The following is a 25,937-nucleotide window of genomic DNA, read 5'->3' as shown; positions in this document are numbered from 1 at the left end:
AAAAGGTCCTGTCATGGAATGCCAACGCCTCTCCCTGCCGCCTTTGAGCGCCCCTGGCGAAGTCGTCACCTTCTATTCCTACAAGGGCGGTACCGGCCGCACCATGGCCCTGTCGAACATCGCCGTCCTGCTGGCGCGCCGTGAAAACGCCAGCGTGCCCGTGCTGATGCTGGACTGGGACATGGAAGCGCCGGGCCTGCACCATTATTTCGAGCAGCACGAGGAGCGGCCGGGCGTGCTCGAGTTCTTCGAAGCATGCCGCCAGCAGCTCGAGCGCATCAGCCTGGAAACGGCGGGCGGACGCGCCGGCGGGCAGGCCAGGGGGCGCGAAGATGGAGGGCGCGAGGACGCGGCGCTGGCCCAGCGCGTGCTCGACGCCATCGACTGGCAGCAGTACGTGGTGCGCGTCGACCAGGGCAGCCCGCTGTACCTGATGCGCGCGGGGCGCTTCGACGCCAGCTACAGCGAGCGCCTGGCGCAGATGCGCTGGGATCAGCTGTTCGACACGTGCCCGGCCCTGTTCCGCTGCTTTGCCAATACCCTGGCCCAGCATTTCCGCTATGTGCTGGTCGATTCGCGCACGGGGCGCACGGACAGCGCCGGCATCTGCACCACCTTGCTGCCGAAAAAGCTCGTGGTGGTCTTCACGCCGAACCGGCAAAGCCTGGAAGGCGTCGATGCGCTCGTCACGCGGGCCATCGAGTACCGCCGCAGCCATGAAGACGAACAGCGTCCGCTGCTCGTGTACCCCTTGCCCTCGCGCATAGAAATGGGCGATGGCGCGCAGCGCGCCGAGTGGCGCCGCGGCGACGCGCACAAGGGCATCGCCGGCTTCCAGCCCATGTTCGAGCGCCTGCTGCGCGCTTCCTACGGCTTGCCGCAGATCGCCCTCGACAGCTATTTCGACGAAGTCCAGCTGCAGCAGACGAAAACCTTTGCCTACGGCGAGCAGCTTGCCGTGCGCATCGACCAGGGCGGCGACCGCTTTTCCCTCACGCGCACCTTCGAAGCGTTTTTGCACTGGCTGACGGGCGGCTACTTCCCCTGGCAATCGAGCCGTGAAATCGCCTTGCTGGGCGCCATCAGCGAAGCGCGCCAGGCCTTGCTGGCCGAACCGGGCCGCGCCGTGGCCCTGCCGCTGGCGCGCGACCTGGCCCGTCTGGGCGAGCTGTACCGCAAGGATGGACGCAGCGGGCAGGCGCTCGACGCCTTCCGCCAGAGCGTCGAGATCCGCGTGCGCCTGCTGGGCGAGGAGCATCCCGACAGCCTGGCGTGCAAGAGCGGCATGGCGCGCCTGCTGCGCCAGCTGGGCAAGCTCGATGAAGCCCGCTTCCTGGAAGAGGACGTGCTCGATGTGCGCGAGCGCGTGCTGGGCAGCGAGCATCCCGACACCTTGGCTGCCCGCGCCTGCCTGGCGAAGACCCTGTTGCTGCAGGGGGAGCTGGCGGCGGCGCTGCTGCTGCAGGATGCCGTGCTGGCAAGCCATGCGCGCCAGCTGGGCGGCGAGCATCCGCTGACCCTGGAAGCGATGGATGGCCGCGCCGCCACCTTGCTGCGCATGGGCCGGCTGGCGCAGGCGCAGCAAGTGCTGTCCACGGTGGTGGCGGCGCGCGAGCGCCTGTTTGGCGCCGAGCATGGCGATACCTTGCGCAGCAAGCTGGCCCTGGCGCAGGCCTTGGGGCGCGAAGGCGACCTGGAAGGGGCGCGGCGCCTGTTCGCTGCCGTGCTGCAGGCGCAGGAGCGGCGCCTGGGCAGCGACCATGCGGCCACCCTGGCCACGCGCGATTTGCTGGCCGATATCGTGGCCGGGCAGGGTGACTGGGCCGGCGCGCGCCAGCTGCATGAAGACCAGGTGGCGGCGCGCGAGCGCACGCGCGGGCTCGACCATCCGGAAACCCTGATGAGCCAGCGCAAGCTGGCCGAGGCGCTGCTGCGGCGCGGTGAACTCGATGCGGCGCGCAGCGTGCAGGAGCAGGTACTGGAAGTGCATGCGCGCCTGCTGGGCGAAGACCACCTCGATACCTTGCACAGCAAGACACAATTGGCCGGCACCCTGCAGCAGCAGGGTGACAGCGCGGCCGCGCGCCTGCTGGAAGACGCCGTGCTCAGCGGCAGCGACCGGCTCTTGAACGCGCCCGTCACGGGGCATGCGGACAGCGTGCTGGACGGTGCGCGGCATTTGCAGGAAACCATCCTGGCCGGCCGCGCCAACGGGCACGAAGGGGCCGAGCCGGATACCCTGGCCAGCATGATCTCGATGTTGCAAGGCATGATAGAACGCGAACAGTATGCGCAGGCGGGCGAACTGGCCGAACATCTGAAGTCCTGCCTGCTGCGCCCGGGCGTACCTGGCAAGCTGCGCAGGCGCGGCATGGCGCAGCTGAAAAGAATGTACAAATTGCAAGGCGACCTGAATGCCTTGCTGGCCTTGCAGGAAGATGAAGTGCAGGCGCTGGAAGGGGCGTTGTCGGAAGCGCGCATCGAGCAGCGCTGATGCGGCGCGCCATGTCCGCGCGGCAGCACAAATAATGCTGTCTATCGGCGTGCGGCATGCGCAGTGTTGGCATCGCTTCGGGTAAAATCCCGTTATGAGAATTCTTATCAGTAACGACGACGGTTACCTGGCGCCAGGCCTGGCGGCCCTGGCCGACGCGCTCGCACCCATTGCCGACATCGTCGTGGTGGCGCCCGACAGCAACCGTTCGGGCGCATCCAATTCGCTGTCCCTGGACCGGCCCCTGTCCGTGCACAAGGCCGCCAACGGCTTTTACTTCGTCAACGGTACGCCCACCGATTGCGTGCACGTGGCGCTGACGGGCATGCTCATCGAGCGCCCCGACCTGGTGGTGTCCGGCATCAACAACGGCCCCAACATGGGCGACGACACCCTGTATTCGGGTACCGTGGCGGCCGCCACGGAAGGCTATCTGTTCGGCATTCCCGCTATCGCCTTTTCCCAGTCGCAGTTCGGCTGGGCCAACCTGGACGCGGCCGCCCGCGTGGCCAGGGAAATCGTCGAGCGCCAGTTTGACGCCCTGCAGAAACCGTATCTGCTGAATGTGAATATCCCGGCCATCCCTTACGAGCAAATGCAAGGCGTGGTGGCCACGCGCCTGGGCAAGCGCCATTCGGCCGAGCCCGTGATACGCGCGCTCGACCCCCGTGGCCGTGAAATCTTCTGGATCGGTCCTGCCGGCGCGGCCAAGGAAGGCGGTCCGGGCACGGACTTCCATGCCGTTGAGCATGGACAAGTATCGATCACGCCGCTGCAGATCGACCTGACCCATACCACCCAACTCGATGCACTGGCAAAAGGCCTGGCATGAGCGCTCACTATGACCGATAAGCCGCGTACCTTCCCCCTTACCCTCGATTCGCTGGCCGGCAAGCCCGCCAGGCAGGGCGGGGGACAGTCGCTGGCCCAGTCCAGGATCGCCACGCCGCAGACGGCCACGCAGAATGCGGCGCAAAACGCGGCGCGGGGCGTGGCGCAGCCGTACGGCATGCACGCGGCCATCGCGCCGTCGCGCGCCCAGGTCATCGCCAATGAGCGGGCGCAGCCTGCGGTGGTATCGCCGCCGCGACAAAACCCGCTCGTCTCGGAGGCCGTGCGCCGGGCCATGGTAGCCCGCGTGGCGAAGCAGGGCGTCAAGGACCAGGTGGTGCTCGACGCCCTGCAAGCCGTGCCGCGCCACATGTTCATGGACGAGGCGCTGGCGTCGCAGGCGTATATCGACGCCTCCTTGCCCATCGGCCACCACCAGACCATTTCGCAGCCGTACATCGTGGCGCGCATGATCGAAGTGATGCGCCAGGGCGGCAGCCTGCAGCGCGTGCTGGAAATCGGCACGGGCTGCGGCTACCAGGCGGCAGTGCTGTCGCTGGTGGCGAAAGAGGTGTATTCGATCGAGCGCATCCGGCCCCTGCACGAGCTGGCGAAGGCCAATCTGCGCCCGCTGCGCGTGTCAAATCTGCGCTTGCAGTACGGAGATGGTATGCTTGGCCTGCCGCAGGCGGCGCCCTTCGACGGGATCATCCTTGCCGCAGCCGGCCTGGAAGTCCCGCAAGCCCTGCTGGAACAGCTGGCGCCCGGCGGGCGTCTGGTTGCGCCGGTGGGGGCTAAATTGCAACACTTACAACTCATTACCCGGGTGGGGAAAATGGAATGGACTAGCCAAACCCTGGAAGATTGCCATTTCGTACCTTTGCGCCCGGGCACCATATGATCCCCGGATCAGCTAGCAAGCAGGACATACAATTACATGCGAATGATTAAGAAAAGTAACATACTTCTATGTAGCATCACCTTGGCCGCGCTGTTGAGCGGTTGCGGCACCACGGGCGTCCAGGCGCCCGTCGTGGAGCGCCAGCCATCGAGCAGCAGCGCCGCAGCCAGCGATCCGCGCGACCGCGACCCGGCTTATTACACGGTCAAGCGTGGCGACACTCTGTTGCGTATCGCCCTCGAGCACGGGCAGAATTACCGCGACCTGGTGGCCTGGAATGACTTGAGCAACCCGAACGACATCAAGGTCGACCAGGTGCTGCGCGTGTTGCCGCCAAATGGAGACACGGGCGGCGCGCAAACGTCGGCCATCGTCATGCCGCCGGTGACGGAAGTCAAGCCGGCCGCGCCTGTCGTGCCGAAGAAAACGGGTCCGCGCGGCGAGAAGCGCGCGTATTCCGACGCCACCCTGGCCGAATTGCGCGCCGATGGCGGCAGCAGCGACGTCAAGCCTGCGCCGGCCCCGGCGGCAGCCGTCGCCACCGCACCGGCCGCCGCCGCGGCAGCCCCTGCGGCATCGGCGCCCGGCGACGAGAAAATCAGCTGGATGTGGCCTTCCGAAGGCAAGGTCATCGGCACTTTCGACGAAGGCAAGAACAAGGGCGTGGATATCGCCGGCAAGGCGGGCCAGCAGGTGGTGGCCGCCGGCGCGGGAAAAGTCATGTATGCCGGGAGCGGAATCCGTGGTTATGGTAATCTTGTCATCGTGAAGCACAGTAATAGTTTATTGTCGGCGTATGCGCATAACCGCAGCATCCTGGTGAAGGAAGGGCAGAACGTCAACAAAGGCCAGGCCATCGCCGAAATGGGCGATTCCGATGCCGACCGCGTGAAGCTGCACTTTGAAATCCGCCAGCAGGGCAAGCCTGTCGACCCTTCGAAATTCCTGCCTAACCGTTAGGTAAAGCAATGACACACGCGCCGCACGATCAGCTGGACGATGACCCGGAACCCCCGGAAGACGGGGCAGACGAAGTCGTGACGGACGATGCCGGCGAACTCGACGGCATTGACGCCGTCGACGCGGGCGAGGGCGGCGAGGTGGCCAGCGTCAGCGTGCTGGTCGAAAGTGTCGATGAACTGAAAAAAGTGCTGGCGGCCGAGCTGTCGACCGATACCACGCAGCACTATCTGAACCAGATCGGCACGCGGCCCCTGCTGACGGCGGCGCAAGAGGTGCATTACGCCACCCTCGCCAAGCAGGGCAATTTCGAAGCCCGGCAAACCATGATCGAGCACAACCTGCGCCTGGTCGTGTCGATCGCCAAGCATTACATCAACCGCGGCGTGGTGTTGCTCGACATGATCGAGGAGGGCAACATCGGCCTGATGCGGGCCATCGACAAGTTCGAGCCCGAGCGCGGTTTCCGTTTTTCCACCTACGCCACCTGGTGGATACGCCAGAGCATCGAGCGCGCCATCATGAACCAGGCGCGCACGGTGCGCCTGCCCGTGCACATGGTGCGCGAACTGAATCAAATTCTGCGCGGCAAGTACCACCTGGAAGCCCAGCACCACGATGGCAAGGATGCCACCGCGGAAGACATCGCCCACCTGGTGGGCCGACCCGTGGAAGAGGTGCAGGATATCCTGGCCCTGTCCGAGCACGCTACTTCGCTTGACGCGCCGCTCGACAACGACCCGCAATCGTCGCTGATGGACATGTTGCCCGGCGCCAGCGAAGACGGTCCTGACGCGCGCGCGGAGCACCATGAAATGACGGTGCTGGTGCGCGACTGGCTGACCAAGCTGCCCGACAAGCAGCGCGTGGTCATCATGCGCCGTTTCGGCCTCGACAACGACGATCCGGCCACCCTGGAAACCCTGGCCGAGGAAATGGGCGTGACGCGCGAGCGCGTGCGCCAGATCCAGCAAGAGGCCTTGATCAAGCTCAAACGCGCCATGGCCGCGCGCGGCGTCGTGCGCGACTCCTTACTGTAGCAAGTCTGAGAAAACGCCCATGGCGGCGTTGCATGGCCTCGCCGTACTGTCGTACTGTCTTCGGCCACGCGCCTTGCCCTGCGCATTTTCTCAGGCTTGCTGCCCGGTGCGGGCTTGAGCGGCTTTTGCCTGTCGCGATCTGCTATCATACGCCCCGCTCGCGGCGCCTGACCTTTCCCCCATTCTTTCAAGTTCCAGCGCGGCCCTGCGTCCTGGCCCACTCTTACCTATTGATCGCTATGCAAGAAAATATCATCGAAATCAAATCGCTCGACATGGACGCCCGTGGCGTTGGCCATATTGAGAACGAAGACGGCTCGCCGGGCAAGGTCGTGTTTGTCGAAGGCGCCTTGCCGGGCGAGCGCGTCAGCTTTGTGACGTTCAAGAAAAAGAAGAACTGGGAAATGGCCCGCATGACGGCGCTGCACCGCGAATCGTCGATGCGCGTGACGCCCAAGTGCAAGCATTTCGACAATTGCGGCGGTTGCTCGATGCAGCATCTGGAGCCGTCGGCGCAGGTGGCGATCAAGCAGCGCGTGCTGGAAGACAACTTGTGGCATATCGGCAAGGTGCGTCCGCAGAGCATCATGCGCCCCATGTATGGCCCGACCTGGGGCTACCGCTACCGCGCGCGCCTGTCCGTGCGCCACGTCAAGAAGAAGGACGCCGTGCTGGTGGGCTTCCATGAAAAGAAATCGGCGTTCGTTGCCGACATGGATAGCTGCGAGATCTTGCCGCCACACATCTCGGCCATGCTGCTGCCGCTGCGTGGATTGATTGCTTCGCTGTCGATCTTCGACCAGATGCCGCAGATCGAACTGGCCGTGGGCGAAGACGTCACCGCCATGGTCTTGCGCATCATGGCGCCGTTGACGGCGGACGATGAAACGAAACTGAAGGCCTTTGCCGACGAGTACGGCGTGCAATGGTGGCTGCAAGTCAAGGGCCCGGAAACGGCCGTGCCGTTCTATCCGCTGGACAAGCAATTGCATTACCTGCTGCCGGAATTCGGCGTCAAGATGCCGTTCAAGCCCGTCGATTTCACGCAGGTGAACCACCACATCAACCGCGTGCTGGTGTCGAAAGCCCTGCGTTTGCTGGAAGTGCAGCCGACAGACCGCGTGGCCGACCTGTTCTGCGGCCTGGGTAATTTCACCTTGCCGCTGGCCACGCAGGGCAGCGAAGTGGTGGGCATCGAAGGCAGCACCACCCTTACGGAGCGGGCGCTGGAAAACGCGCTGGCCAATGGCCTGGCGGAAAAAACCTCGTTCTCGACGCGCAACCTGTTCGAAGTGACGACGGACGACCTGATCGCGCTGGGCAAGTTCGACCGCATCCTCGTCGATCCGCCGCGCGATGGCGCCATGGCCCTGTGCCAGGCGCTGGTCGGCCTGTCGCAAGTGCGTCCGGACCTGCTGCCGAAACGCATCGTCTACGTCTCCTGCAGCCCGTCGACCCTGGCGCGCGACGCCGGCATCCTGGCGCTGGAAGCCGGCTATGTGCTGAGCAAGGCGGGCGTGGTGAACATGTTCCCGCACACTTCCCACGTGGAGTCGATGGCGGTATTTGATTTGCCTCAATAGGTAGTGCAGCGCGGCGGGTGGCCAGGCAGGCACCCGCCGCTGCCGCGTTCAGCGGCGCCGCGAGCTCCCCCAATACCACTTACAGCGTGTTATAAAACTGGTCTGTATTTTCCCGATCCAGCGTCTTTTTACATCCTTCCTCTGCCGTTTTTTCATTGTCCAGTAGGACAACACGCCATTTGCCTCCGCCGCTGCGCTTCTTGCGCAAAGTGGTATTGCCCACTTTGAGGCCACTTCAAAACCACTTGACCGCCTATTTTTTCAGCAGCATGCTGTTCTTGCAACTGCAAAAAACAAAATCACAGGGTAGCTCTTCATTGAAGCAAAGTGGTATTTCCGCAAACCTGAACAGGAGACAACGTGGAAAATTTAATACTCAAAAAAACGATCAGGAACATGATGGTATGTCTGGCCAGCGGTGGCGTGCTGGCGGCATGCGGCGGTGGCGGCGGTGACGCCGGCGCGCCGGCGGGGTCGCAATTGCTGGCGGCCAGTACCGTGGTCGCTTGCGTGCCGTGGCAAGAGGGCGGCACGTATAACGCGGGCACGGTGGTCACCTATCTGGGCGCCAATTACACGGCCCTGGTGACGCAGACGGATCACGTGGGCTCGGGTTGGAATCCCGTTTCCACGCCGAGCCTGTGGAGCGCCGGCGGCACCTGCGACGGCGGCACCACGCCGACGCCGACTCCCACCCCAACGCCGACTCCCACGCCAACCCCGACACCGGCGCCTACGCCGAACCCGACGCCCACTCCGACGCCAACGCCAACCGGCGGCACCTGCGCGCTGGCGTGGGTGGCCGGCACGGCCTACAGCGCGGGCGCCACCGTCAGCTATGCGGGCACGAATTACCGCGCCAACTACTGGACGCAGGGCGACAATCCGTCGACCAGCAGCGGCGCCGCCGGCACGGGCAAGCCGTGGACCAGCCTGGAGATCTGCAGTACCACGCCGACCCCGACACCTACTCCAACCCCGACGCCAACCCCGACTCCGACGCCGACGCCTACTCCGACTCCGACTCCGACTCCAACTCCAACTCCAACTCCAACACCTACTCCGACACCAACGCCAACCCCAACGGGCCGTGAAGTCGGCTCCTATTTTGCGCAGTGGGGCGTGTATGGCCGCGACTATGAAGTGGCGAATGTGCACACGAGCGGCGTGGCCGACAAGCTGACCTTCATCAACTATGCCTTCGGCAACATCTATCCGAAAAACGGCGGCTATGAATGCGCCATGATCACCAAGACGGAGCCGGGTGCGACGAATCCGAATTCGCCGGACGCGGGCACGGGCGGCGATGCCGAGGCCGACTACATCCGCACGCCGAAGCGCACCGTCGATGGCCAGGCGATTCCTTGGGATGCACCGTTGTCGGGCAACTTCCTGCAGCTGAGAAAACTCAAGGCGGCGCACCCGAACCTGAAATTGTTCATCTCGCTGGGCGGCTGGAGCTGGTCGAAGAACTTCTCCGTCGGTTCGGCCACGGATGCGCTGCGCAAGCAGATGGTACGTTCCTGCATCGATATCTACATCAAGGGCAACCTGCCGGTGCAGGGCGGTCGCGGTGGCGTGGGCGCGGCGGCCAACATCTTTGACGGCATCGACATCGACTGGGAATATCCGGTCGGCGGTGGCCAGCCGTACAACACGGTCAGCCCCAACGACAAGCGCAACTTCACCTTGCTGATGGCGGAATTCCGCAGCCAGCTCGATGCGCTCGGTGCAGCCAACGGCAAGCGCTACCTGTTGACGGCCGCTGTCGGTGCCGGCAAGGACAAGATCGACAACACGGAGCCGGCCCTGTACTCGCAGTACATGGATTGGATCAACCTGATGACCTACGACTTCCACGGCGGCTGGGAAAACAGCACCAACTTCAACGCCCAGCTGTTTGCCGACCCTGCCGATCCGTCGACGGGCATGGCACGTGAATATGTGGGTGACAAGGCGGTGCAGTACATGATTGCCGCCGGCGTGCCGCGCGACAAGCTGCTGCTGGGCATACCGTTCTATGGCCGCGGCTGGACGGGCGTGGCGCCGGGGCCGAATGGCGATGGCCTGTACCAGGCGGCCACGGGCACGGCGCCGGGCACGTACGAGTCGGGCATCGAGGACTATAAAATCCTCGTGGCCAAGGCTGGCACGCGCTACTACCATCCCGTGACCAAGCAGCTGTACCTGTACACGGGTGCAGGTGGCCAGTGGTGGAGCTATGATGACCCGACCGTCATCGGCACCAAGGTGAAATATGTGAAGGACCAGGGCTTGCGTGGCGCGTTCTCGTGGGAACTCGATGGCGACGCGAATGGCGTGCTGGCAACCGAGGTGTGGAAGGTGCGGTAATACTGCGCTAGAGTAGGAGGCGGCCGGGCGGCATACGCTGCCCGGCCGCTTGTTCACATAAAAAAACAGGAGACGGGCGATGGCGGCGGTATCGACATTCGGAGTCAAGCAGAAAGAACAGCAGCCGGAACAGGAGCTGAGCCGCGAATGGCGCAGCTGGATCGCGGAAAACCTCATGCTGGGCAGCCACCCGTCGGCGCTGATGCCGGTGCTGCAAAAGGCAGGCATTACGGAGGCCCTGGCGCGCCGCGAAGTGGAGCTGGCGCTGCAGAGTCCCTACCTGGCCGGCGCCGTGCGCCTGTCGAACCGGCTGGCCAAGCGCGACTGGGTGATCGACATCCAGCGCAAGCTGAACCAGTTGCGTCCACCCGAGATTCCCCGCCGCGAGAAACTGACGGCGCACGAGTTCCTGACGGAGTTCTATTCCACCAACCAGCCGGTGATCATCACGGGCATGATGGACGACTGGCCCGCCATGGCCAAGTGGAGCCCGGCCTATTTCCGCGAGCATTACGCGCAGCGTGAGGTGGAAGTGCAGTTCGGCCGCGAGGCGGATGCGCAGTACGAAATGAACAGCGTGGCCCACAAGCGCAAGATGGCGTTTGGCGAGTACGCCAGCCTGGTCGAGGGCAGCGGCGCGACCAATGATTTCTACATGACGGCGAATAACAATTCGCAGAACCGGCAGGCGCTGCGCGAGCTGTGGGACGATATCGGCCAGCTGCCCGAATACCTGGAACAGAGTGGCGGCCCCACGGGGTTTTTATGGTTCGGCCCGGCCGGCACGGTGACGCCATTCCACCACGACCTGACGAACAACTTCATGGCGCAGGTACAAGGGCGCAAGCGGCTGCGCATCATGGCCGCCTGCGAGGTGGCGCGGGTGTACAACCAGCGCCACTGTTTTACGCCCGTCGACGGGCGCGATATCGACCTGCAGCGCTATCCGCTGATGGCGGACGTGCAAGTGCGCGAATGCGTGCTGGCGCCGGGCGAGATCCTGTTCCTGCCCGTCGGCTGCTGGCATTTCGTCGAAGCGCTCGACATATCGATGACGGTGGCGTTTACCAATTTCAAATGGGATAACGATTTTTACAGCAAGTATCCACCGAATCACGACTTTTGATCGTGGGCTAAGCTGCCGCGAACAGCCGCCGTACAGGCGGCTTTTTTCATGCTTCAGAGCGTTTCGTGCAAAAAATATTTCCATGAAAAAATTGATTCAAATCATTTCACAGCAAATATTTTGATATGAATGGCCATGATGTTTCATTATCCAGATGGCGATGGCGGGCGGATAATTTTATGGCTGGCGCGGCGCCGGGCTGCGGAGTGGACTCGCCGGCGCGCCAGCACCGACAACCATCTGGAGGCGGCAGGGCATGAACACGCAGCACACGACACAAGCATCTATGCAGTTGCAGCACACACCGAAAATCACGCTGGACACGCGGCTGACGCGCGAAGCGGCCGAGCTGCTGGCGAAGGCCGACATCCATTTGAATGGCCGCGCCGCCTGGGACATGCAGCTGCGCAAGCCGGGCGTACCGGAGCGCGCCTTCGCCAGCGGTAACCTGGGCCTCGGCGAAGCGTACATGGATGGCGACTGGGACGCGAACCAGCTTGACGAATTCTTTTGCCATTTGCTGCGCGCCAGGGTGGCCGACGACGTGCGCCCCATGCGCCTGGCCTTCCATGCGCTGACTGCGCGCCTGTTCAACCTGCAGACGGAGCGCCGCGCCTGGATGGTGGGCAAGGAGCACTACGACCTGGGCAATGCCTTCTATGCTGCCATGCTCGATCCGCGCATGACATATACCTGCGGCTACTGGAAGGATGCCGGCAACCTGGCCGAGGCGCAGGAAGCCAAGCTCGATCTGATCTGCCGCAAGCTGCGCCTGGAACCGGGCATGCGCGTGCTCGATATCGGCTGCGGCTGGGGCAGCTTCATGCGCTATGCGGCGGAGAAATACCAGGTGCGGTGCGTGGGCGTGACGATCTCGAAGGAGCAGGCAGCGTATGCGCGCGGCATGCCGGGCGGCGAGCACCTGGACTTCCGCCTGCAGGACTACCGCGACACCGATGAAAAATTCGACCGCATCGTCAGCATCGGCATGTTCGAGCACGTGGGGCACAAGAACCACCGCACCTTCATGGAAGTGGCGCACCGCTGCCTGGAAGACGACGGACTGTTCCTGCTGCACACGATCGGCAAGAACAAGCGCCATTCCACGTGCGATCCGTGGATCGACAAATACATCTTCCCGAATGGCGACTTGCCGTCGCTTGGCCAGATCGGCGACGCCATCGATGATCTGTTCGTGGCCGAGGACTTGCATAACTTCGGCGCCGACTACGACAAGACCCTGATGGCCTGGCATGCGAATTTCGAGCAGGCGTGGCCGCGCTTTGCCGCCCAGCTGGGCGAGCGTTTCCACCGCATGTGGTCCTACTATCTGCTGTCCTGCGCCGGCGCCTTTCGCGCGCGCGACCTGCAGCTGTGGCAATGGGTGCTGGCCAAGCAGGGCGTGCTCGGTGGCTACGAGCGTGTCAGTTGAGATGTGCGGCAACTGATATGATGGATTGATGGATATCAATCAAGCGCGTACCTTCCTGGAAGTGGCGTCCTGCGGCAGTTTCATCATGGCCGCTGAACGCATGCACGTGACGCAGACGGCCGTCAGCGCCCGCATCCGCTCGCTGGAGCAGCAACTGGGGCGCCAGCTGTTCGTGCGCAACAAGGCGGGCGCGCGCCTGACGTCGGCCGGCGAGCGCTTCATGCGCCATGCGGCCACCATGGTGCAGGTGTGGGAGCGGGCGCGCCACCAGGTAGCCTTGCCGCCGGGGCGCGACGACGCCGTCAGCATCGGCTGCGAGCTGAGCCTGTGGCAGCCGCTGCTCGGCGACTGGCTGATACGCATGAGCCGCGACTGTCCCCAGATCGCCTTGCGCGCGGAAGTCGACAGCCCCGCGCGCCTGCTCGACGCCGTGCATGACGGCTCGCTGGACCTGGCCGTGCTGTACAACCCGCCGCAGCGCCCGGGCCTGGCCAGCGAATTGCTTGCCGAGGAAAAGCTGGTGATGGTGACCACGCGCGCTGATGGACAGATGCATGCCGACACGTATGTGTATGTGGACTGGGGCCCCAGCTTCGCGGCCAATCATCAGGCGGCCTACCCGGAGCTGAGCAGCCCGCCCGTCTCGATTTCGCTGGGGCCGCTGGCCCTCGTGTATCTGCTCGACGTGGGCGGCGCCAGTTACTTCCGTATCGGCAGCGCGCAACCCTATCTCGATGCGGGGCTCTTGCACCGCGTGCGCGACGCGCCCGAATTCTCGCATTCGGCCTACGCCGTCTACGCGGCCCAGCGCGACAACCCGACCCTGGACCGCGCCCGCGCCTGCCTGTTGGAGGTGGCGGAAAGGGGCAAATAGAGCCGACAGACGTAAAAAAGCCGACCCGAGGGTCGGCTTTTATTTTCGTGCGTTAGCGCTTAGTCGCGGCTGCCGCCTGCAAATCCTAACAACGACAACAGGCTGGTGAAGATGTTGTACACGTCCAGGTAGATGCGCAGGGTGGCCGAGATGTAGTTGGTCTCGCCGCCGTTAATGATTTGCTGCACGTCATACAGGATGTAGGCCGAGAAGATGGCGATGGCGACCATGGAGATCACGATCGACAGTGCCGACAGGCCCAGGAAAATGTTCGCTACCGATGCCAGGATCAGCACGATCACGCCGGCGAACAGCCATTTGCCCATGGCCGAGAAGTCGCGCTTCGAGACCGTGGCGATCGTCGCCATCACGGCCAGGATGGTGGCCGTGCCGCCGAATGCCGTCATGATCAGCATGCCGCCATTCGAGTAGCCGAGCGTGCGCGTCAGGATAGGCGTGAGCATCAGGCCCATGAAGAAGGTAAAGCCGAGCAGGACGGCGACGCCGAGGCCCGAGTTCTTGGTCTTTTCAATCGCGTACATGAAGCCGAAAGCGACGGCCATGAAGATGATGAAACCCATGCCGCCGGTCAGCATTGGCAAATGCATCTGCACGCCGATGAAGGCGCCCAGCACGGTCGGGATCATGGACAGCGCCAGCAGCCAGTAAGTGTTGCGCAAGACCTGATGGCGGACTTGCTGCATGCCCCCCGACAGGTCAAAGGTGCGTTGCATGTTCTGATTCATAGTGCCTCCGTGTTGTCAATTCAAATTACTGCTTTACCCAAGGATAGCATGAGGGCCGGAATTTGCCAAAAAAGCAGCTTAAGATTTCATTAAACGGGGGCAGGGTGGCAAGATGCCCCCTGCCTGTCTGGGTGATATGGGGTGGAGTATGGTAAAATCAAAGGTTGATTGAGTTATCAATTTACCGTTTTAAACCTTACTTTTTATTGGAGTTTTCACACATGGCAATCGAACGCACCCTGTCGATCATCAAACCAGACGCAGTTGCAAAAAACGTAATCGGTCAAATCTACTCCCGTTTTGAAAACGCTGGCCTGAAAATCGTTGCAGCACGCATGACCCAACTGTCGCGCGAACAAGCCGAAGGCTTCTACGCAGCGCACAAAGAACGCGGCTTCTTCAAGGATCTGGTCGACTTCATGGTTTCCGGTCCAGTCATGATCCAAGCCCTGGAAGGCGAAAACGCCGTTCTGGCCCACCGTGACCTGATGGGCGCGACCGATCCGAAGAAAGCAGAAAAAGGCACGATCCGCGCCGATTTCGCCGATTCGATCGACGCTAACGCCGTACACGGTTCCGACGCTGTCGAAGCTGCTAAAGTGGAAATCGCTTACTTCTTCCCAGAACTGAAGGCTTAATTGCCTTAGATAACGTTATTTCCTGGCGTTATCTGTGAAATAACTTATCACCCCCTGTTCCCGCTGCGCTGTGGAGTTTTCGCTCCGGATGCGCGCGGGGACGGATTTTTAGAATAGACAAGATCATGAATACGACGACCCTCACCAACTTGCTGGACCTCGATCCCGCGCAACTCATCGCCTACTGCGCCGAGTTGGGAGAGAAACCGTTTCGTGCGAAACAATTGCAACGTTGGATACACCAGTTCGGCGCTTCCGATTTCGACGCCATGACGGACCTGGCCAAGTCGCTGCGCGACAAGCTGGCCACGCGCGCCGAAGTGCGCGCCCCGGCCATCATCAGCGACCACACGTCGACGGATGGCACGCGCAAGTGGCTGGTCGACGTAGGCAATGGCAATGCCGTGGAAACCGTGTTCATTCCGGAAGAAAACCGCGGCACCCTGTGCATCTCGACCCAGGCCGGCTGCGCCGTGAACTGCCGTTTCTGCTCGACGGGCAAGCAAGGCTTCAACCGCAACCTGTCCGTGGGCGAAATTATCGGCCAGCTGTGGATGGCGGAATTCGAATTGCGCCGTACCAAGGGCATCGAACCGGGCCCGAAAGGCGAGCGCCAGATCACCAACGTGGTGATGATGGGCATGGGCGAGCCCCTGCTGAACTTTGAGCCGACCGTCACTGCCCTGAAATTGATGCTTGACGACAACGCCTACGGCCTGTCGCGCCGCCGCGTGACCCTGTCAACGTCGGGCGTGGTGCCGATGATGGACAAGCTGTCGCAGGAAGTGCCGGTGGCCCTGGCCGTCTCGCTGCACGCCTCGAACGACGCCTTGCGCGACGGGCTGATTCCACTGAACAAGAAATACCCGCTGAAGGAATTGATGGCGGCCTGCAAGCGCTACCTGGAATTTGCCCCGCGCGACTTCATCACCTTCGAGTACTGCATGCTGGACGGCGTCAACGACAGCGACGAGCATGCGCGCGAACTGCTGGCGCTGGTGCAAGACCGCGAGTTCGGCGTGAACTGCAAGTTCAACCTGATCCCGTTCAATCCTTTCCCCGAGTCGGGCCTGTTCCGCTCGAAAAATCCGCGCATCAAGGCATTTGCCCAGGTGCTCATGGATGGCGGCATCATCACCACCGTGCGCAAGACGCGCGGCGACGATATCGATGCGGCCTGCGGCCAGCTGGCCGGTGAAGTCAAGGACCGCACCCGGGTGCAGGAGCGCATGGAAAAGATGACTGAGTATCAACAAAAATTTGGCGCCAATTTCGGCAAGATCGTGGAGATCCGCTCCTGATGCGGGGAAGCATGGCTTATCCTGGCGTACGTGCCGTGGCTGTTGTCAGCCTGGGCGTGCTGCTGGCCGGCTGTGCTTCCACCGCAGACAAGGAGCAGGCTGCATCTGTCGAGCAGCGCGCCGCCTTGCGCTTGCAGTTGGCCAGCGCCTATTATATGCAAGACCAGTTTGTGGTGGCGTTGGCGGAAGCGGAGCAGGCGGTGCAGCTGGTACCGGGCAACGCCCAGGTGCGCGGCATGCGCGCCCTGATTTTTGCTGCTATGCGCCAACCCGTGGCTGCTGAAAAAGATTTTCTTTACGCATTGCGCCTTGCGCCCCACAATCCCGAGTTGAGCAATAATTATGGCCTGTTTCTGTGCCAGACCGGGCGCGCGGCGCAGTCGTTGGCGTATTTTGATGCCGCATTGCAAGATGTCGCCTATGGCACGCCTGAACTGGCGCTGCATAATGCGGCGGCGTGCAGCCTGGTCATGAAAGATTACCCGCGCGCCGCCGGCTACTGGCTCAAGGCGGAGCGCATCGCACCTGGCGCGGCAATTACCTATGCCGGCCTGGTGCGCGTGTATTACCAACAGCAAGACTACCGGCAAGCGGCTCATTACCTTGAGCGGCTCGGTAAAGTAGCGACAATGGAGGGCCAGACGGCCGATGTGCTGTGGCTCGGGATCAAGGTGCAGCATAAGCTCGGGGATGCGGGTGCGGAAGCTGGCCTGGGGGCGCTGTTGCGCAACCACCATTCCGGCTCCCCCGAATATGCTGCTTATCAAAATGGGGCGTTTGATGAGTGAGACAGGGATACCAATGAATTCAGAGTGGGCAGAAACGCCTCAGCAGCAGCCCCAGGGCAATCTTGCGTTGGCAGGCGCACAGTTGAAAGCGCAGCGCGAAGCGCTGGGCTGGCCGGTGGAGCAGGTGGCCGACCAGCTCAAGCTGGCGCCGCGCCAGGTGATCGCGCTGGAAGAGGGCGACATGGCGGCTTTGCCGAATCTGGCCGTGGTGCGCGGTTTCGTGCGCGCCTACGCCAAGGTGGTGCGTCTCGACGCGGCGCCGCTGGTGGCCATGATCGAAGTCCATCCGGCGCCGGCGCAGCAGGACCCGGCCGCGCCCGTGCGGCGTGAAATTTCCGCCACGTTTTCCGAATCGCGCTTCCCGTCGATGACGCAGCGCTCGTCGAACCAGACTCCCCTCTGGATCGCCGGCGCCGTGGCTGTCGTCGTGGCGGCTGCCTTTGGCGCGTATAAACTCGGTTATGTGCCCGCCAGCCTGCTGTCCTCGCAGGCCGGGAAAGAAACGGCGCATGCGGAAGTGGGCCCCGTGGAAACGACCCTGATCAAGCCGGGCCAGGACTTGACGCCCGTGCAGTCGCCGTCCGTGCCCCTGATTTCCGTGCCGCCGCCGCCAGGCAACGATACGCAGACGGGCGCACCGGCCGCCGTCGCTTCGGCGCCGGCCGCTGCCGTAGTGCCGCCAGCCGCCGTGCCCGCGCCCGCTCCAGCGGCGACGGCTGCCGCCACGCCGCCCGCGGCTGCAGCTGCCGTGGGCGCGAATGCGCTGGTGCTGAAGGTCGAGCAGGATTCCTGGGTGGAAATTCGCCGTCCCGGCAGCACGCCGCTGATTTCGCGCATGGTCAAGGCGGGCAGCACGGAAACGTTCGATATTACGGGACCGGCCACCCTGGTGGTAGGCAAGCCGGGTGTCGTGCAGGCAACCTTGCGCGGCGCCAAGCTGGATCTGCCGACCGTTGCCGGCGGCACGATTTCCCGTGTCAGCATCAAATAATTGCAGTAACCGTTCAAGCAAACTCAGAAGATAATATTATGGCTACCTCGAAAACAGCGATCGGCTCCGGTCCATCCGGCCGTCGCGACAGCCGCAAGGTGCTGATCGCGCACGGCCAGCGCCAGATCTGGGTGGGCGGCGACGCCCCCGTGGTGGTGCAGTCGATGACGAACACGGATACGGCCGACGCCATCGGCACGGCGATCCAGATCAAGGAACTGGCGCGTGCCGGTTCGGAGCTGGTGCGCCTGACGGTGGACCGTCCGGAAGCGGCCGCGGCCGTGCCCTACATCCGCGAGCAGCTCGACAAGATGGACATCGACGTGCCGCTGGTGGGCGACTTTCACTATAACGGCCATACCCTGCTCAACGATTACCCCGATTGCGCGCGCGCGCTGTCGAAGTACCGCATCAACCCGGGCAACGTGGGCAAGGGCGCCAAGCGCGATACGCAATTCGCGCAAATGATCGAGGCGGCTTGCCGCTACGACAAGCCGGTGCGCATCGGCGTGAACTGGGGCAGCCTGGACCAGGCCTTGCTGGCGCGTATCATGGATGAAAACGCGGGCCGCGCCGAACCGTGGCCGGCGCAAGCCGTCATGTATGAAGCGCTGGTGACGTCGGCGATTGAAAACGCCGTGCGCGCCGAAGAACTGGGTCTGGCGCGCGACAAGATCATTCTGTCGTGCAAGGTTTCGGGCGTGCAAGACCTGATCGCCGTGTACCGCGAATTGGCGCAGCGCTGCGACTATCCGCTGCACCTGGGCTTGACGGAAGCGGGCATGGGCAGCAAGGGCATCGTGGCGTCCACCGCGGCCCTGGCCGTGCTGCTGCAGGAAGGCATCGGCGACACCATCCGCATTTCGCTCACGCCCGAACCGGGCGGCGACCGCACGCGCGAAGTCATCGTCGGCCAGGAAATCCTGCAAACCATGGGCTTGCGCAAGTTCGCGCCCATGGTCATCGCTTGCCCAGGCTGCGGCCGCACGACGTCGACCACCTTCCAGGAGCTGGCTGACAACATCCAGACGTATCTGCGCGAGCAGATGCCGGAATGGAAGAAATCGTATCCGGGCGTGGAAGCGATGAACGTGGCCGTGATGGGCTGCATCGTCAACGGCCCCGGCGAATCGAAGCATGCGAACATCGGCATCAGCCTGCCCGGCACGGGCGAGTCGCCTGCCGCGCCCGTGTTTGTCGACGGCGAAAAAGTCGTCACCCTGCGCGGCGAACGCATCGTCGAGGAATTCCAGGACATCGTCTTGAATTATGTTAAAAGCCATTATGGCAAGACCGCGCCGGTTGCCGCGTAATCGGTCGGGTAGGTCGGATTAGCGGGGCCGCCGAGGCGCGAAGCGCGTCATCCGACAATCAAGTTAAAGCAAAGAAGAACACTATGTCCGAAAATAAAAAAGCAGAAAAAATTACAGGCGTGAAGGGCATGAACGATGTCCTGCCAGCCGATGCCCCGCTGTGGGAATTGTTTGAAAACACGGCGCAATCCGTGCTGCAAAGCTATGGCTTCCAGCAAATCCGCACGCCGATCGTGGAAGAAACGAAATTGTTCGCGCGCGCCATCGGCGCCGTGACCGATATCGTGGAAAAGGAAATGTATTCGTTCACCGATTCGATGAACGGCGACAACCTGACCCTGCGTCCTGAAGGCACGGCCGGCGTGGTGCGCGCCGTGGTCGAGCACAACCTCGTCTACGAAGGCCCGAAACGCCTGTGGTACAAGGGCCAGATGTTCCGCCACGAGCGTCCGCAAAAGGGCCGCTATCGCCAGTTCCACCAGTTCGGCGTGGAAGCCATCGGCTTCACGGGCCCGGATATCGACGCCGAGATCATCATGCTGTCGCGCCGCCTGTGGGATGACCTTGGCCTGGAAGGCATCCGCCTGGAACTGAACTCGATCGGCGACGCGGCCGAGCGCCTGCGCCACCGCGCCGACCTGATCGCCTACCTGGAAAGCCACAGCGAGCTGCTCGACGAAGAAGCCAAGCGCCGCCTGCACAGCAATCCGCTGCGCATCCTCGACACCAAGAACCCTGCGATGCAGGACCTGGTCAATGGCGCGCCGAAGCTGCTGGACTACCTGGGCGAGGAATCGCTGGCCCACTTCCACGGCGTGCAGAAGATATTGAACCACAACAATATCCCGTTCACCATCAATCCACGCCTGGTGCGCGGCCTCGATTACTACAACCGCACGGTGTTCGAGTGGGTCAGCGACAAGCTGGGCGCGCAAGGCACGGTCTGCGCCGGTGGCCGCTATGACGGCATGGTGGAAATGTTCGGCGGCAAATCGACGCCCGCCGTCGGTTTCGGCATGGGCGTCGAACGCCTGGTATTGCTGATGAAAGACGCGGCCGAGCCCGAGCAGCCGGCCCAGTGCGACGTCTACCTGGTGCACCAGGGCGAGCAGGCAGGCTTGCAAGCTTTCGTGCTGGCCGAGCGGATTCGCGATGCGGGCCTGGACGTTGTGCTACATTGCGCAGCGAGCAACGGCGGCGGCAGCTTCAAGACGCAAATGAAAAAGGCCGACGCCAGCGGCGCGGCGTTTGCCGTGATCATGGGCGACGATGAAATCGCCAATAACGTCGCTACGGTGAAAGCCATGCGCGAAGCCGATGCCGGCGCGCAGCAGAACACGGTGCCGTTCGACGATGTCGTCGACTACGTGGTGGACCAGATCATCGGCGACCACGATTGCGGCCATGACCACGGCCCTGGCGGCCACGTGCATCACCACCATTGATTTGCAGCAAGACCGTACTACCCTCGATCAACTACTCATTAAAACTGACGACCCATGGCATACGATCACGAAGAACAAGAACAACTGGCAACCCTCAAGGCCTGGTGGCAGCGCAATGGCAATCTGACCTCCTGGGTCCTGATCGTGGCGCTGGCAGGCTACAGCGGCTGGGCTGGCTGGCAGTACTACCAGCGCACGCAGGCTGCGCAAGCGGGCCAGCTGTACGACGAACTGCAAAACGCCATCGCCGCCAAGGACGCCGCCAAGGTGATGCGCGCGGCTGGCGACATGCAATCGCGTTTCAGCGGCACGGCGTATGCGCAGATGAGCGCCCTGGCCGCGGCCAAGGTGGCGTTCGATGCGAATGACCTGAAAACGGCCAAGACCCAGCTGCAATGGGTTGCCGAGCACGGCACGGAAGAGTACAAGGCCATCGCCAAGCTGCGCCTGGCCGGCGTCCTGCTGGATGAAAAAGCCTACGATGAAGCGCTGAAAGTGCTGGCGACGGCTTCCGTGGCGCAATTTGCCGGTGCCGTGGCCGACCGCAAGGGCGACGTCCTGGTGGCGCAAAACAAGCTGGCCGAGGCACGCACGGCTTACCTGGCCGCTCTGGCCGCGACGGACAAGAACAATCCAGGCCGTCAATTGATCCAGGTCAAGCTGGAAGCGATTGGCGGTACGGTACCGGAAGACAAGGCCAAGGCTGACAAGGCTGCCGCCTGACAGGAACACTGACGGCGTGGCCGGGCGGCGTTGTGCGCCGCCTGCCTTGCCCTTACAAGTACAAGAAAAAGGTTGGATAACACTTATGCGTGTCACTGAAAAGCTGGTAGCTGCAAGTCTGTTGGCCCTGATGGCCGGTTGCTCGTCCTGGAACCCGTTCGCCTCGAAAGATCCGAAAGTCGAACCGGCCAAGCTGGTCGAGTTAAAATCGAGCATCGCCGTGCGCGACGCCTGGAAGTATTCGATCGGCAAGGCCGGCGTGTACGCCTTCACGCCTGCGCTGGCCGGCAACAGCCTGTACGTGGTCAGCGCCGATGGCGCGCTGGCGCGCCTGGACGCGGCCAGCGGCCGTGAGACGTGGCGCGTCAAGGCCGGCAGCGACATCACGTCCAGCGCCGGCAGCGATGGCACGCTGGTGGCCGTGGGCGCCGCCAAGGGCGCCGTGCTGGCGTTCGATGCCGACGGCAAGCAGCTGTGGAAGGCTCAGGCGTCCAGCGAAGTATTGACGGCGCCCGTCGTAGGGCAGGGCGTGGTGGTGGTGCGCAGCGTGGACAACCGCATCGTCGGTTTCGACGCCAAGACGGGTGAACGCAAGTGGACGGTGCAGCGCGCCACGCCGGCCTTGACCTTGCGCAATGCGCCGGGCATGGTGCTGGGCGGCGCGAACATCTACGTGGCCCAGCCAGGCGGCAAGCTGCTGGCTCTGACGGCGGCCACCGGTGTGGTACGCTGGGAGATCGTCGTCAGCGAACCGCGCGGCGCCACCGAACTGGAACGCGTTTCCGATATCGCCGGCGCACCGGTGGTATTCGAAGGCGAAGTATGCGCCGTCACGTACCAGGGCAAGGCGGGCTGCTTCGATGCCGCCACGGGCGTGCCGCGCTGGACCAAGCCGATCTCGTCCGATGTGGGCGTGGCCGTCGATCAGCGTTTCGTGTTTGTTGCCGACGCCCAGGGCGCCGTCGTGGCGTTCAGCCGCGAAGGCGGCCAGAGCGCCTGGAAGAATGAGGCGCTGGCGCGCCGCCGCCTGTCGACGCCGGCCTCCTACGGCCGCAGCGTTGCCGTCGGTGACTATCAAGGTTACATCCACTTCCTGTCACGGGAAGATGGCGCATTAATAGGTCGTGTCAGCACCGACGGTAGCCCGATTGTTTCGGCTCCCGTTGTTGCCGGTTCGAATTTGATTTTTCAAACCCAATCAGGGACAGTGACCGCTCTCGCGGTCGAGTAATACAATGAAGCCGGTAATTGCACTAGTAGGTCGACCCAATGTTGGGAAATCGACTTTATTCAATCGTCTGACCCGCTCGCGCGATGCGCTGGTGGCGGATTTGCCTGGGTTGACGCGCGATCGTCACTATGGCGAAGGCCGTGTCGGCGAACGTCCCTTCCTGGTCATCGATACGGGTGGTTTCGAACCCGTCGCCAAGGAAGGCATCATGCACCAGATGGCACTGCAGACCAAGCAGGCCGTGGCCGAGGCCGACGTGGTGGTGTTCATCGTGGACGGCCGTCAGGGCCTGACCCCGCATGACAAGACCATCGTAGACTTCCTGCGCAAGAGCGGCCGCCCGGTCTTGCTGGTGGTCAACAAAAGCGAAGGCATGCGCTACACGGCCGTCGTGTCCGAATTCTATGAATTGGGCATGGGCGATCCGTATGCGATCTCGTCGGCGCACGGCGACGGCGTCAACGACCTCGTCGAAGTGATGCTGGACCTGGCGTTCGCGCAGCGTCCGGATGAGCCTGAAGAGCTGGAAAAGACCGACCGCGGCATCAAGATCGCCCTCGTCGGCCGTCCGAACGTGGGCAAGTCGACCTTGATCAACACGCTGCTGGGCGAAGAGCGCGTGATCGCCTTCGACATGCCGGGCACGACGCGCGATTCGATCGAAATCCCGTTCGAGCGCGATGGCCAGCAATACACCTTGATCGACACGGCCGGTATCCGCCGCCGCGGCAAGGTGTTTGAAGCGATCGAGAAATTCTCGGTGGTGAAAACGCTGCAGTCGATTTCCGAAGCCAACGTGGTCGTGCTGATGCTCGACGCGCAGCAGGATATCTCGGAACAGGACGCGCATATCGCCGGCTTTATCCTGGAATCGGGCCGCGCGCTGGTGGTGGCCGTGAATAAATGGGATGGCTTGCAATCGCACGAGCGCGATGAAATCAAGATCGATATCGACCGCAAGCTCGATTTCCTGTCGTTCGCGCAGATGCATTTCATTTCGGCGCTGAAGGGCACCAATATCGGTCCGCTGATGAAGTCGCTCAACGCGGCGTATGCGGCCGCCATGTGCGACCTGTCGACACCGAAGCTGACGCGTGCCCTGATCGAGGCCGTGGAGAAGCAGGAGCCGCGCCGCAAGGGGTCGATTCGTCCGAAATTGCGCTACGCTCACCAGGGCGGCATGAACCCGCCTGTGATCGTTATTCACGGCAATGCGCTCGACGCCGTTGGCGATCCTTACAAACGCTATCTGGAAAAACATTTCCGCGATACGTTTGCGTTGGTCGGCACGCCGCTGCGGATCGAACTGCGCACGGGTAAAAACCCGTTTGCACGCACGCCAAGCAAGTAATGATTTAAATGCTGAATTAAGTGCATATTAAGGCGCCGCAGAGATAATGCGGCGCCGACAGCCAATTCAATGGCTTTTGCACGAGAATAATAAAGTGTTAATGCGCCATGCGCGACAGCGATCGCGAAAACAGGTTACAGTAGCTATGACGCATCTTTCTTTCTTTGAAAGGTGTGAGAGCACTTGAAATCAAGCGAGTCGCCTCCAATTCTTACACAACAACATAAACAACGGAGCTGTTATGAGCAACAAAGGGCAACTGTTACAAGACCCATTCCTCAATGCATTACGCAAAGAGCATGTTCCTGTCTCGATTTACCTGGTTAATGGCATTAAATTGCAGGGCCATATCGAATCGTTCGATCAATATGTCGTATTGCTGCGCAATACGGTGACACAGATGGTGTACAAGCATGCCATCTCGACAGTGGTGCCGGCCCGTGCCGTCAATCTCAATATTGAATCTGAAGCGGAGTAAAGCGTTGAGCTTGACGGCCCAGCGCCTTTCACCCTCTATCGCCCCCGTCCGCGCCAGCGGCGCTGATGCGTTTGCATCGGCGTCGGCGTCCGCCGCAACTCATCAGATGCCATCATGCGCGCGGCACTAGTCGGGGTTGACTTCGGTCACAGCGACTTCGCCGCCAGCATGGAGGAACTCATGCTGTTGTCGCGTTCGGCTGGCGCGGACCCGATTTCCACCATCACGGCCAAGCGATCCAGTCCCGATTCCGCGTATTTCGTCGGCAGCGGCAAGGCCGATGAAATTGGCGACGTCGTCGTCAACGATGGCCTGGAAATCGTCATTTTCAACCATGCCCTCTCACCCGCCCAGCAGCGCAATCTGGAAAAGCGCCTGAATGTGCGCGTGCTCGACCGTACCAGCCTGATCCTCGACATCTTCGCGCAACGCGCCAAGAGCCACGAGGGCAAGCTGCAGGTCGAGCTGGCCCAGCTGCAGCATCTGGCCACGCGCCTGATCCGCGGCTGGACTCACCTTGAGCGGCAAAAGGGCGGTATCGGCTTGCGCGGTCCAGGCGAGACGCAGCTCGAGACCGACCGCCGGCTGATCGGCGACCGCGTCAAGGCCTTGCGCGCCCGTCTGGAAAAGCTGCACAAGCAGCGCGAAACGCAGCGCCGCGCGCGCGGCCGCAATCACACATTCTCGGTGTCCCTGGTCGGCTATACCAATGCCGGCAAGTCGACCCTGTTCAATGCCGTGACCAAGGCCGGCGTGTACGTCGCCGACCAGTTGTTCGCCACCCTCGACACCACCTCGCGCCGGGTTTACCTGGGCCAGGAAGTGGGTAACGTGGTGATCTCCGACACGGTCGGCTTCGTGCGCGAATTGCCGCACCAGCTGGTGGCGGCATTCCGCGCCACGCTCGAAGAAACCATCCATGCCGATTTGCTGCTGCATGTCGTCGACGCCGCGTCGCCGGTGCGCATGGAGCAGATCGAGCAGGTCAACCTGGTCTTGAAAGAGATCGGCGCCGATCATATTCCGCAAATCCTCGTGTGGAACAAGATCGATGCGGCCGGGCTGGAGCCTTCGGTGGAGCGCGACGAATATGCTACGATCAGTCGCGTGTTCGTCAGTGCGCAGAAGGGCAGCGGGCTCGACCTGCTGCGCGATGCGATAGTCGAGATGGCCAGGAAGGCGCCCGGTTCGGCCCACCTGTACCAGAACGATGAAGCACCGCAGGAAGATCAGTTTGACGGTCAGTACGACCAGCACGATGGCGCCGCCCCGGACCAGGACGAAGAGCCTGGCGAGGACGATAGGATTTCCACCCACTCCCAAGTCGGAACACGATAGT

22 protein-coding genes are annotated in these 25,937 nt (G+C 62.7%); 21 read left to right on the top strand and 1 reads right to left on the bottom strand.

Features of this window, described 5'->3' with window-relative positions; translation table 11 throughout:
• The first annotated feature begins 13 nt into the window (after positions 1-13).
• The 10 genes from O3297_RS13650 (at position 14) to O3297_RS13605 (ending at position 13,593) form a co-directional block, all read left to right on the top strand.
• On the top strand, positions 14-2,494 hold the full coding sequence (locus O3297_RS13650) for a tetratricopeptide repeat protein (RefSeq protein ID WP_305048924.1): 2,481 nt from the start codon (positions 14-16) through the stop codon (positions 2,492-2,494).
• 94 nt (positions 2,495-2,588) lie between these two features.
• A complete protein-coding gene (gene surE / locus O3297_RS13645) occupies positions 2,589-3,326 on the top strand; it encodes a 5'/3'-nucleotidase SurE (protein WP_034789072.1) in 738 nt (245 codons plus the stop codon).
• 9 nt (positions 3,327-3,335) lie between these two features.
• Complete coding sequence (locus O3297_RS13640; protein ID WP_305048923.1) at positions 3,336-4,226, top strand: protein-L-isoaspartate(D-aspartate) O-methyltransferase; 891 nt, start codon at positions 3,336-3,338, stop codon at positions 4,224-4,226.
• Between the two features lie 42 nt (positions 4,227-4,268).
• The gene (locus O3297_RS13635; RefSeq protein ID WP_034789067.1) at positions 4,269-5,186 is read left to right on the top strand and encodes a peptidoglycan DD-metalloendopeptidase family protein; all 918 of its coding nucleotides are present in this window, start codon (positions 4,269-4,271) and stop codon (positions 5,184-5,186) included.
• 8 nt (positions 5,187-5,194) lie between these two features.
• Positions 5,195-6,226, top strand: a complete 1,032-nt coding sequence (rpoS, locus tag O3297_RS13630) for an RNA polymerase sigma factor RpoS (protein ID WP_034789065.1) — start codon at positions 5,195-5,197, stop codon at positions 6,224-6,226.
• A gap of 239 nt (positions 6,227-6,465) precedes the next feature.
• Positions 6,466-7,809 (top strand): 23S rRNA (uracil(1939)-C(5))-methyltransferase RlmD, encoded by a 1,344-nt coding sequence (gene rlmD / locus O3297_RS13625; RefSeq protein WP_070282092.1) that lies wholly within the window; start codon positions 6,466-6,468, stop codon positions 7,807-7,809.
• Between the two features lie 396 nt (positions 7,810-8,205).
• Positions 8,206-10,161 (top strand): glycosyl hydrolase family 18 protein, encoded by a 1,956-nt coding sequence (locus O3297_RS13620; protein ID WP_305048922.1) that lies wholly within the window; start codon positions 8,206-8,208, stop codon positions 10,159-10,161.
• A 79-nt stretch (positions 10,162-10,240) separates the two neighbouring features.
• Positions 10,241-11,287: a cupin-like domain-containing protein gene (locus O3297_RS13615; protein ID WP_305048921.1), complete on the top strand. Its 1,047-nt coding sequence runs from the start codon at positions 10,241-10,243 to the stop codon at positions 11,285-11,287.
• Positions 11,288-11,573: 286 nt separating this feature from the next.
• Positions 11,574-12,719, top strand: coding sequence for a cyclopropane fatty acyl phospholipid synthase (gene cfa / locus O3297_RS13610; RefSeq protein WP_305049674.1), 1,146 nt, complete (start codon positions 11,574-11,576; stop codon positions 12,717-12,719).
• Between the two features lie 28 nt (positions 12,720-12,747).
• The gene (locus O3297_RS13605) at positions 12,748-13,593 is read left to right on the top strand and encodes a LysR family transcriptional regulator (RefSeq protein WP_151096567.1); all 846 of its coding nucleotides are present in this window, start codon (positions 12,748-12,750) and stop codon (positions 13,591-13,593) included.
• Between the two features lie 59 nt (positions 13,594-13,652).
• On the opposite strand, the gene O3297_RS13600 is transcribed toward O3297_RS13605, so the two are convergent.
• Positions 13,653-14,339, bottom strand: a complete 687-nt coding sequence (locus O3297_RS13600) for a Bax inhibitor-1/YccA family protein (RefSeq protein WP_034752039.1) — start codon at positions 14,337-14,339, stop codon at positions 13,653-13,655.
• Between the two features lie 221 nt (positions 14,340-14,560).
• On the opposite strand from O3297_RS13600, the gene ndk reads away from it, so the two are divergent.
• The 11 genes from ndk to hflX all read left to right on the top strand — a co-directional run bounded on the left by ndk (position 14,561) and on the right by hflX (position 25,936).
• Entirely contained in the window at positions 14,561-14,977 is a 417-nt protein-coding gene (gene ndk, locus O3297_RS13595; protein WP_034752036.1) for a nucleoside-diphosphate kinase, read from the top strand.
• A 125-nt stretch (positions 14,978-15,102) separates the two neighbouring features.
• Positions 15,103-16,278: a 23S rRNA (adenine(2503)-C(2))-methyltransferase RlmN gene (gene rlmN, locus O3297_RS13590; RefSeq protein WP_034752035.1), complete on the top strand. Its 1,176-nt coding sequence runs from the start codon at positions 15,103-15,105 to the stop codon at positions 16,276-16,278.
• 11 nt (positions 16,279-16,289) lie between these two features.
• Positions 16,290-17,066 (top strand): type IV pilus biogenesis/stability protein PilW, encoded by a 777-nt coding sequence (gene pilW / locus O3297_RS13585; protein WP_225317384.1) that lies wholly within the window; start codon positions 16,290-16,292, stop codon positions 17,064-17,066.
• Positions 17,067-17,148: 82 nt separating this feature from the next.
• A complete protein-coding gene (locus tag O3297_RS13580; RefSeq protein ID WP_318526600.1) occupies positions 17,149-18,057 on the top strand; it encodes a helix-turn-helix domain-containing protein in 909 nt (302 codons plus the stop codon).
• Between the two features lie 38 nt (positions 18,058-18,095).
• Complete coding sequence (gene ispG, locus O3297_RS13575) at positions 18,096-19,370, top strand: flavodoxin-dependent (E)-4-hydroxy-3-methylbut-2-enyl-diphosphate synthase (RefSeq protein WP_034789045.1); 1,275 nt, start codon at positions 18,096-18,098, stop codon at positions 19,368-19,370.
• 83 nt (positions 19,371-19,453) lie between these two features.
• Entirely contained in the window at positions 19,454-20,815 is a 1,362-nt protein-coding gene (gene hisS, locus O3297_RS13570) for a histidine--tRNA ligase (RefSeq protein ID WP_034789042.1), read from the top strand.
• 54 nt (positions 20,816-20,869) lie between these two features.
• The gene (locus O3297_RS13565; RefSeq protein WP_305048920.1) at positions 20,870-21,538 is read left to right on the top strand and encodes a tetratricopeptide repeat protein; all 669 of its coding nucleotides are present in this window, start codon (positions 20,870-20,872) and stop codon (positions 21,536-21,538) included.
• Positions 21,539-21,623: 85 nt separating this feature from the next.
• A complete protein-coding gene (gene bamB / locus O3297_RS13560) occupies positions 21,624-22,769 on the top strand; it encodes an outer membrane protein assembly factor BamB (protein WP_070254062.1) in 1,146 nt (381 codons plus the stop codon).
• A 4-nt stretch (positions 22,770-22,773) separates the two neighbouring features.
• Positions 22,774-24,120: a ribosome biogenesis GTPase Der gene (gene der, locus O3297_RS13555; RefSeq protein WP_034752028.1), complete on the top strand. Its 1,347-nt coding sequence runs from the start codon at positions 22,774-22,776 to the stop codon at positions 24,118-24,120.
• A gap of 241 nt (positions 24,121-24,361) precedes the next feature.
• Entirely contained in the window at positions 24,362-24,598 is a 237-nt protein-coding gene (hfq, locus tag O3297_RS13550; protein ID WP_008450615.1) for an RNA chaperone Hfq, read from the top strand.
• Between the two features lie 114 nt (positions 24,599-24,712).
• The gene (hflX, locus tag O3297_RS13545; RefSeq protein ID WP_034752026.1) at positions 24,713-25,936 is read left to right on the top strand and encodes a GTPase HflX; all 1,224 of its coding nucleotides are present in this window, start codon (positions 24,713-24,715) and stop codon (positions 25,934-25,936) included.
• Position 25,937: the final 1 nt, after the last annotated feature.

Source organism: Janthinobacterium sp. SUN128 (assembly GCF_030587275.1).
GTDB classification, from domain to species: Bacteria; Pseudomonadota; Gammaproteobacteria; order Burkholderiales; family Burkholderiaceae_D; genus Janthinobacterium; species Janthinobacterium lividum.
Note: the sequence above shows the minus strand (reverse complement) of the source record. Positions and strands in the feature narration are given on the sequence as shown.

Excerpts from the sequence above, each read along its gene's own strand:
- O3297_RS13650 (WP_305048924.1), top strand. The coding sequence starts at position 14 with ATGGAATGCCAACGCCTCTCCCTGCCGCCTTTGAGCGCCCCTGGCGAA.
- surE (WP_034789072.1), top strand. The coding sequence starts at position 2,589 with ATGAGAATTCTTATCAGTAACGACGACGGTTACCTGGCGCCAGGCCTG.
- O3297_RS13640 (WP_305048923.1), top strand. The coding sequence starts at position 3,336 with ATGACCGATAAGCCGCGTACCTTCCCCCTTACCCTCGATTCGCTGGCC.
- O3297_RS13635 (WP_034789067.1), top strand. The coding sequence starts at position 4,269 with ATGATTAAGAAAAGTAACATACTTCTATGTAGCATCACCTTGGCCGCG.
- rpoS (WP_034789065.1), top strand. The coding sequence starts at position 5,195 with ATGACACACGCGCCGCACGATCAGCTGGACGATGACCCGGAACCCCCG.
- rlmD (WP_070282092.1), top strand. The coding sequence starts at position 6,466 with ATGCAAGAAAATATCATCGAAATCAAATCGCTCGACATGGACGCCCGT.
- O3297_RS13620 (WP_305048922.1), top strand. The coding sequence starts at position 8,206 with ATGATGGTATGTCTGGCCAGCGGTGGCGTGCTGGCGGCATGCGGCGGT.
- O3297_RS13615 (WP_305048921.1), top strand. The coding sequence starts at position 10,241 with ATGGCGGCGGTATCGACATTCGGAGTCAAGCAGAAAGAACAGCAGCCG.
- cfa (WP_305049674.1), top strand. The coding sequence starts at position 11,574 with ATGCAGTTGCAGCACACACCGAAAATCACGCTGGACACGCGGCTGACG.
- O3297_RS13605 (WP_151096567.1), top strand. The coding sequence starts at position 12,748 with ATGGATATCAATCAAGCGCGTACCTTCCTGGAAGTGGCGTCCTGCGGC.
- O3297_RS13600 (WP_034752039.1), bottom strand. The coding sequence starts at position 14,339 with ATGAATCAGAACATGCAACGCACCTTTGACCTGTCGGGGGGCATGCAG.
- ndk (WP_034752036.1), top strand. The coding sequence starts at position 14,561 with ATGGCAATCGAACGCACCCTGTCGATCATCAAACCAGACGCAGTTGCA.
- rlmN (WP_034752035.1), top strand. The coding sequence starts at position 15,103 with ATGAATACGACGACCCTCACCAACTTGCTGGACCTCGATCCCGCGCAA.
- pilW (WP_225317384.1), top strand. The coding sequence starts at position 16,290 with ATGGCTTATCCTGGCGTACGTGCCGTGGCTGTTGTCAGCCTGGGCGTG.
- ispG (WP_034789045.1), top strand. The coding sequence starts at position 18,096 with ATGGCTACCTCGAAAACAGCGATCGGCTCCGGTCCATCCGGCCGTCGC.
- hisS (WP_034789042.1), top strand. The coding sequence starts at position 19,454 with ATGTCCGAAAATAAAAAAGCAGAAAAAATTACAGGCGTGAAGGGCATG.
- O3297_RS13565 (WP_305048920.1), top strand. The coding sequence starts at position 20,870 with ATGGCATACGATCACGAAGAACAAGAACAACTGGCAACCCTCAAGGCC.
- bamB (WP_070254062.1), top strand. The coding sequence starts at position 21,624 with ATGCGTGTCACTGAAAAGCTGGTAGCTGCAAGTCTGTTGGCCCTGATG.
- der (WP_034752028.1), top strand. The coding sequence starts at position 22,774 with ATGAAGCCGGTAATTGCACTAGTAGGTCGACCCAATGTTGGGAAATCG.
- hfq (WP_008450615.1), top strand. The coding sequence starts at position 24,362 with ATGAGCAACAAAGGGCAACTGTTACAAGACCCATTCCTCAATGCATTA.
- hflX (WP_034752026.1), top strand. The coding sequence starts at position 24,713 with ATGCGCGCGGCACTAGTCGGGGTTGACTTCGGTCACAGCGACTTCGCC.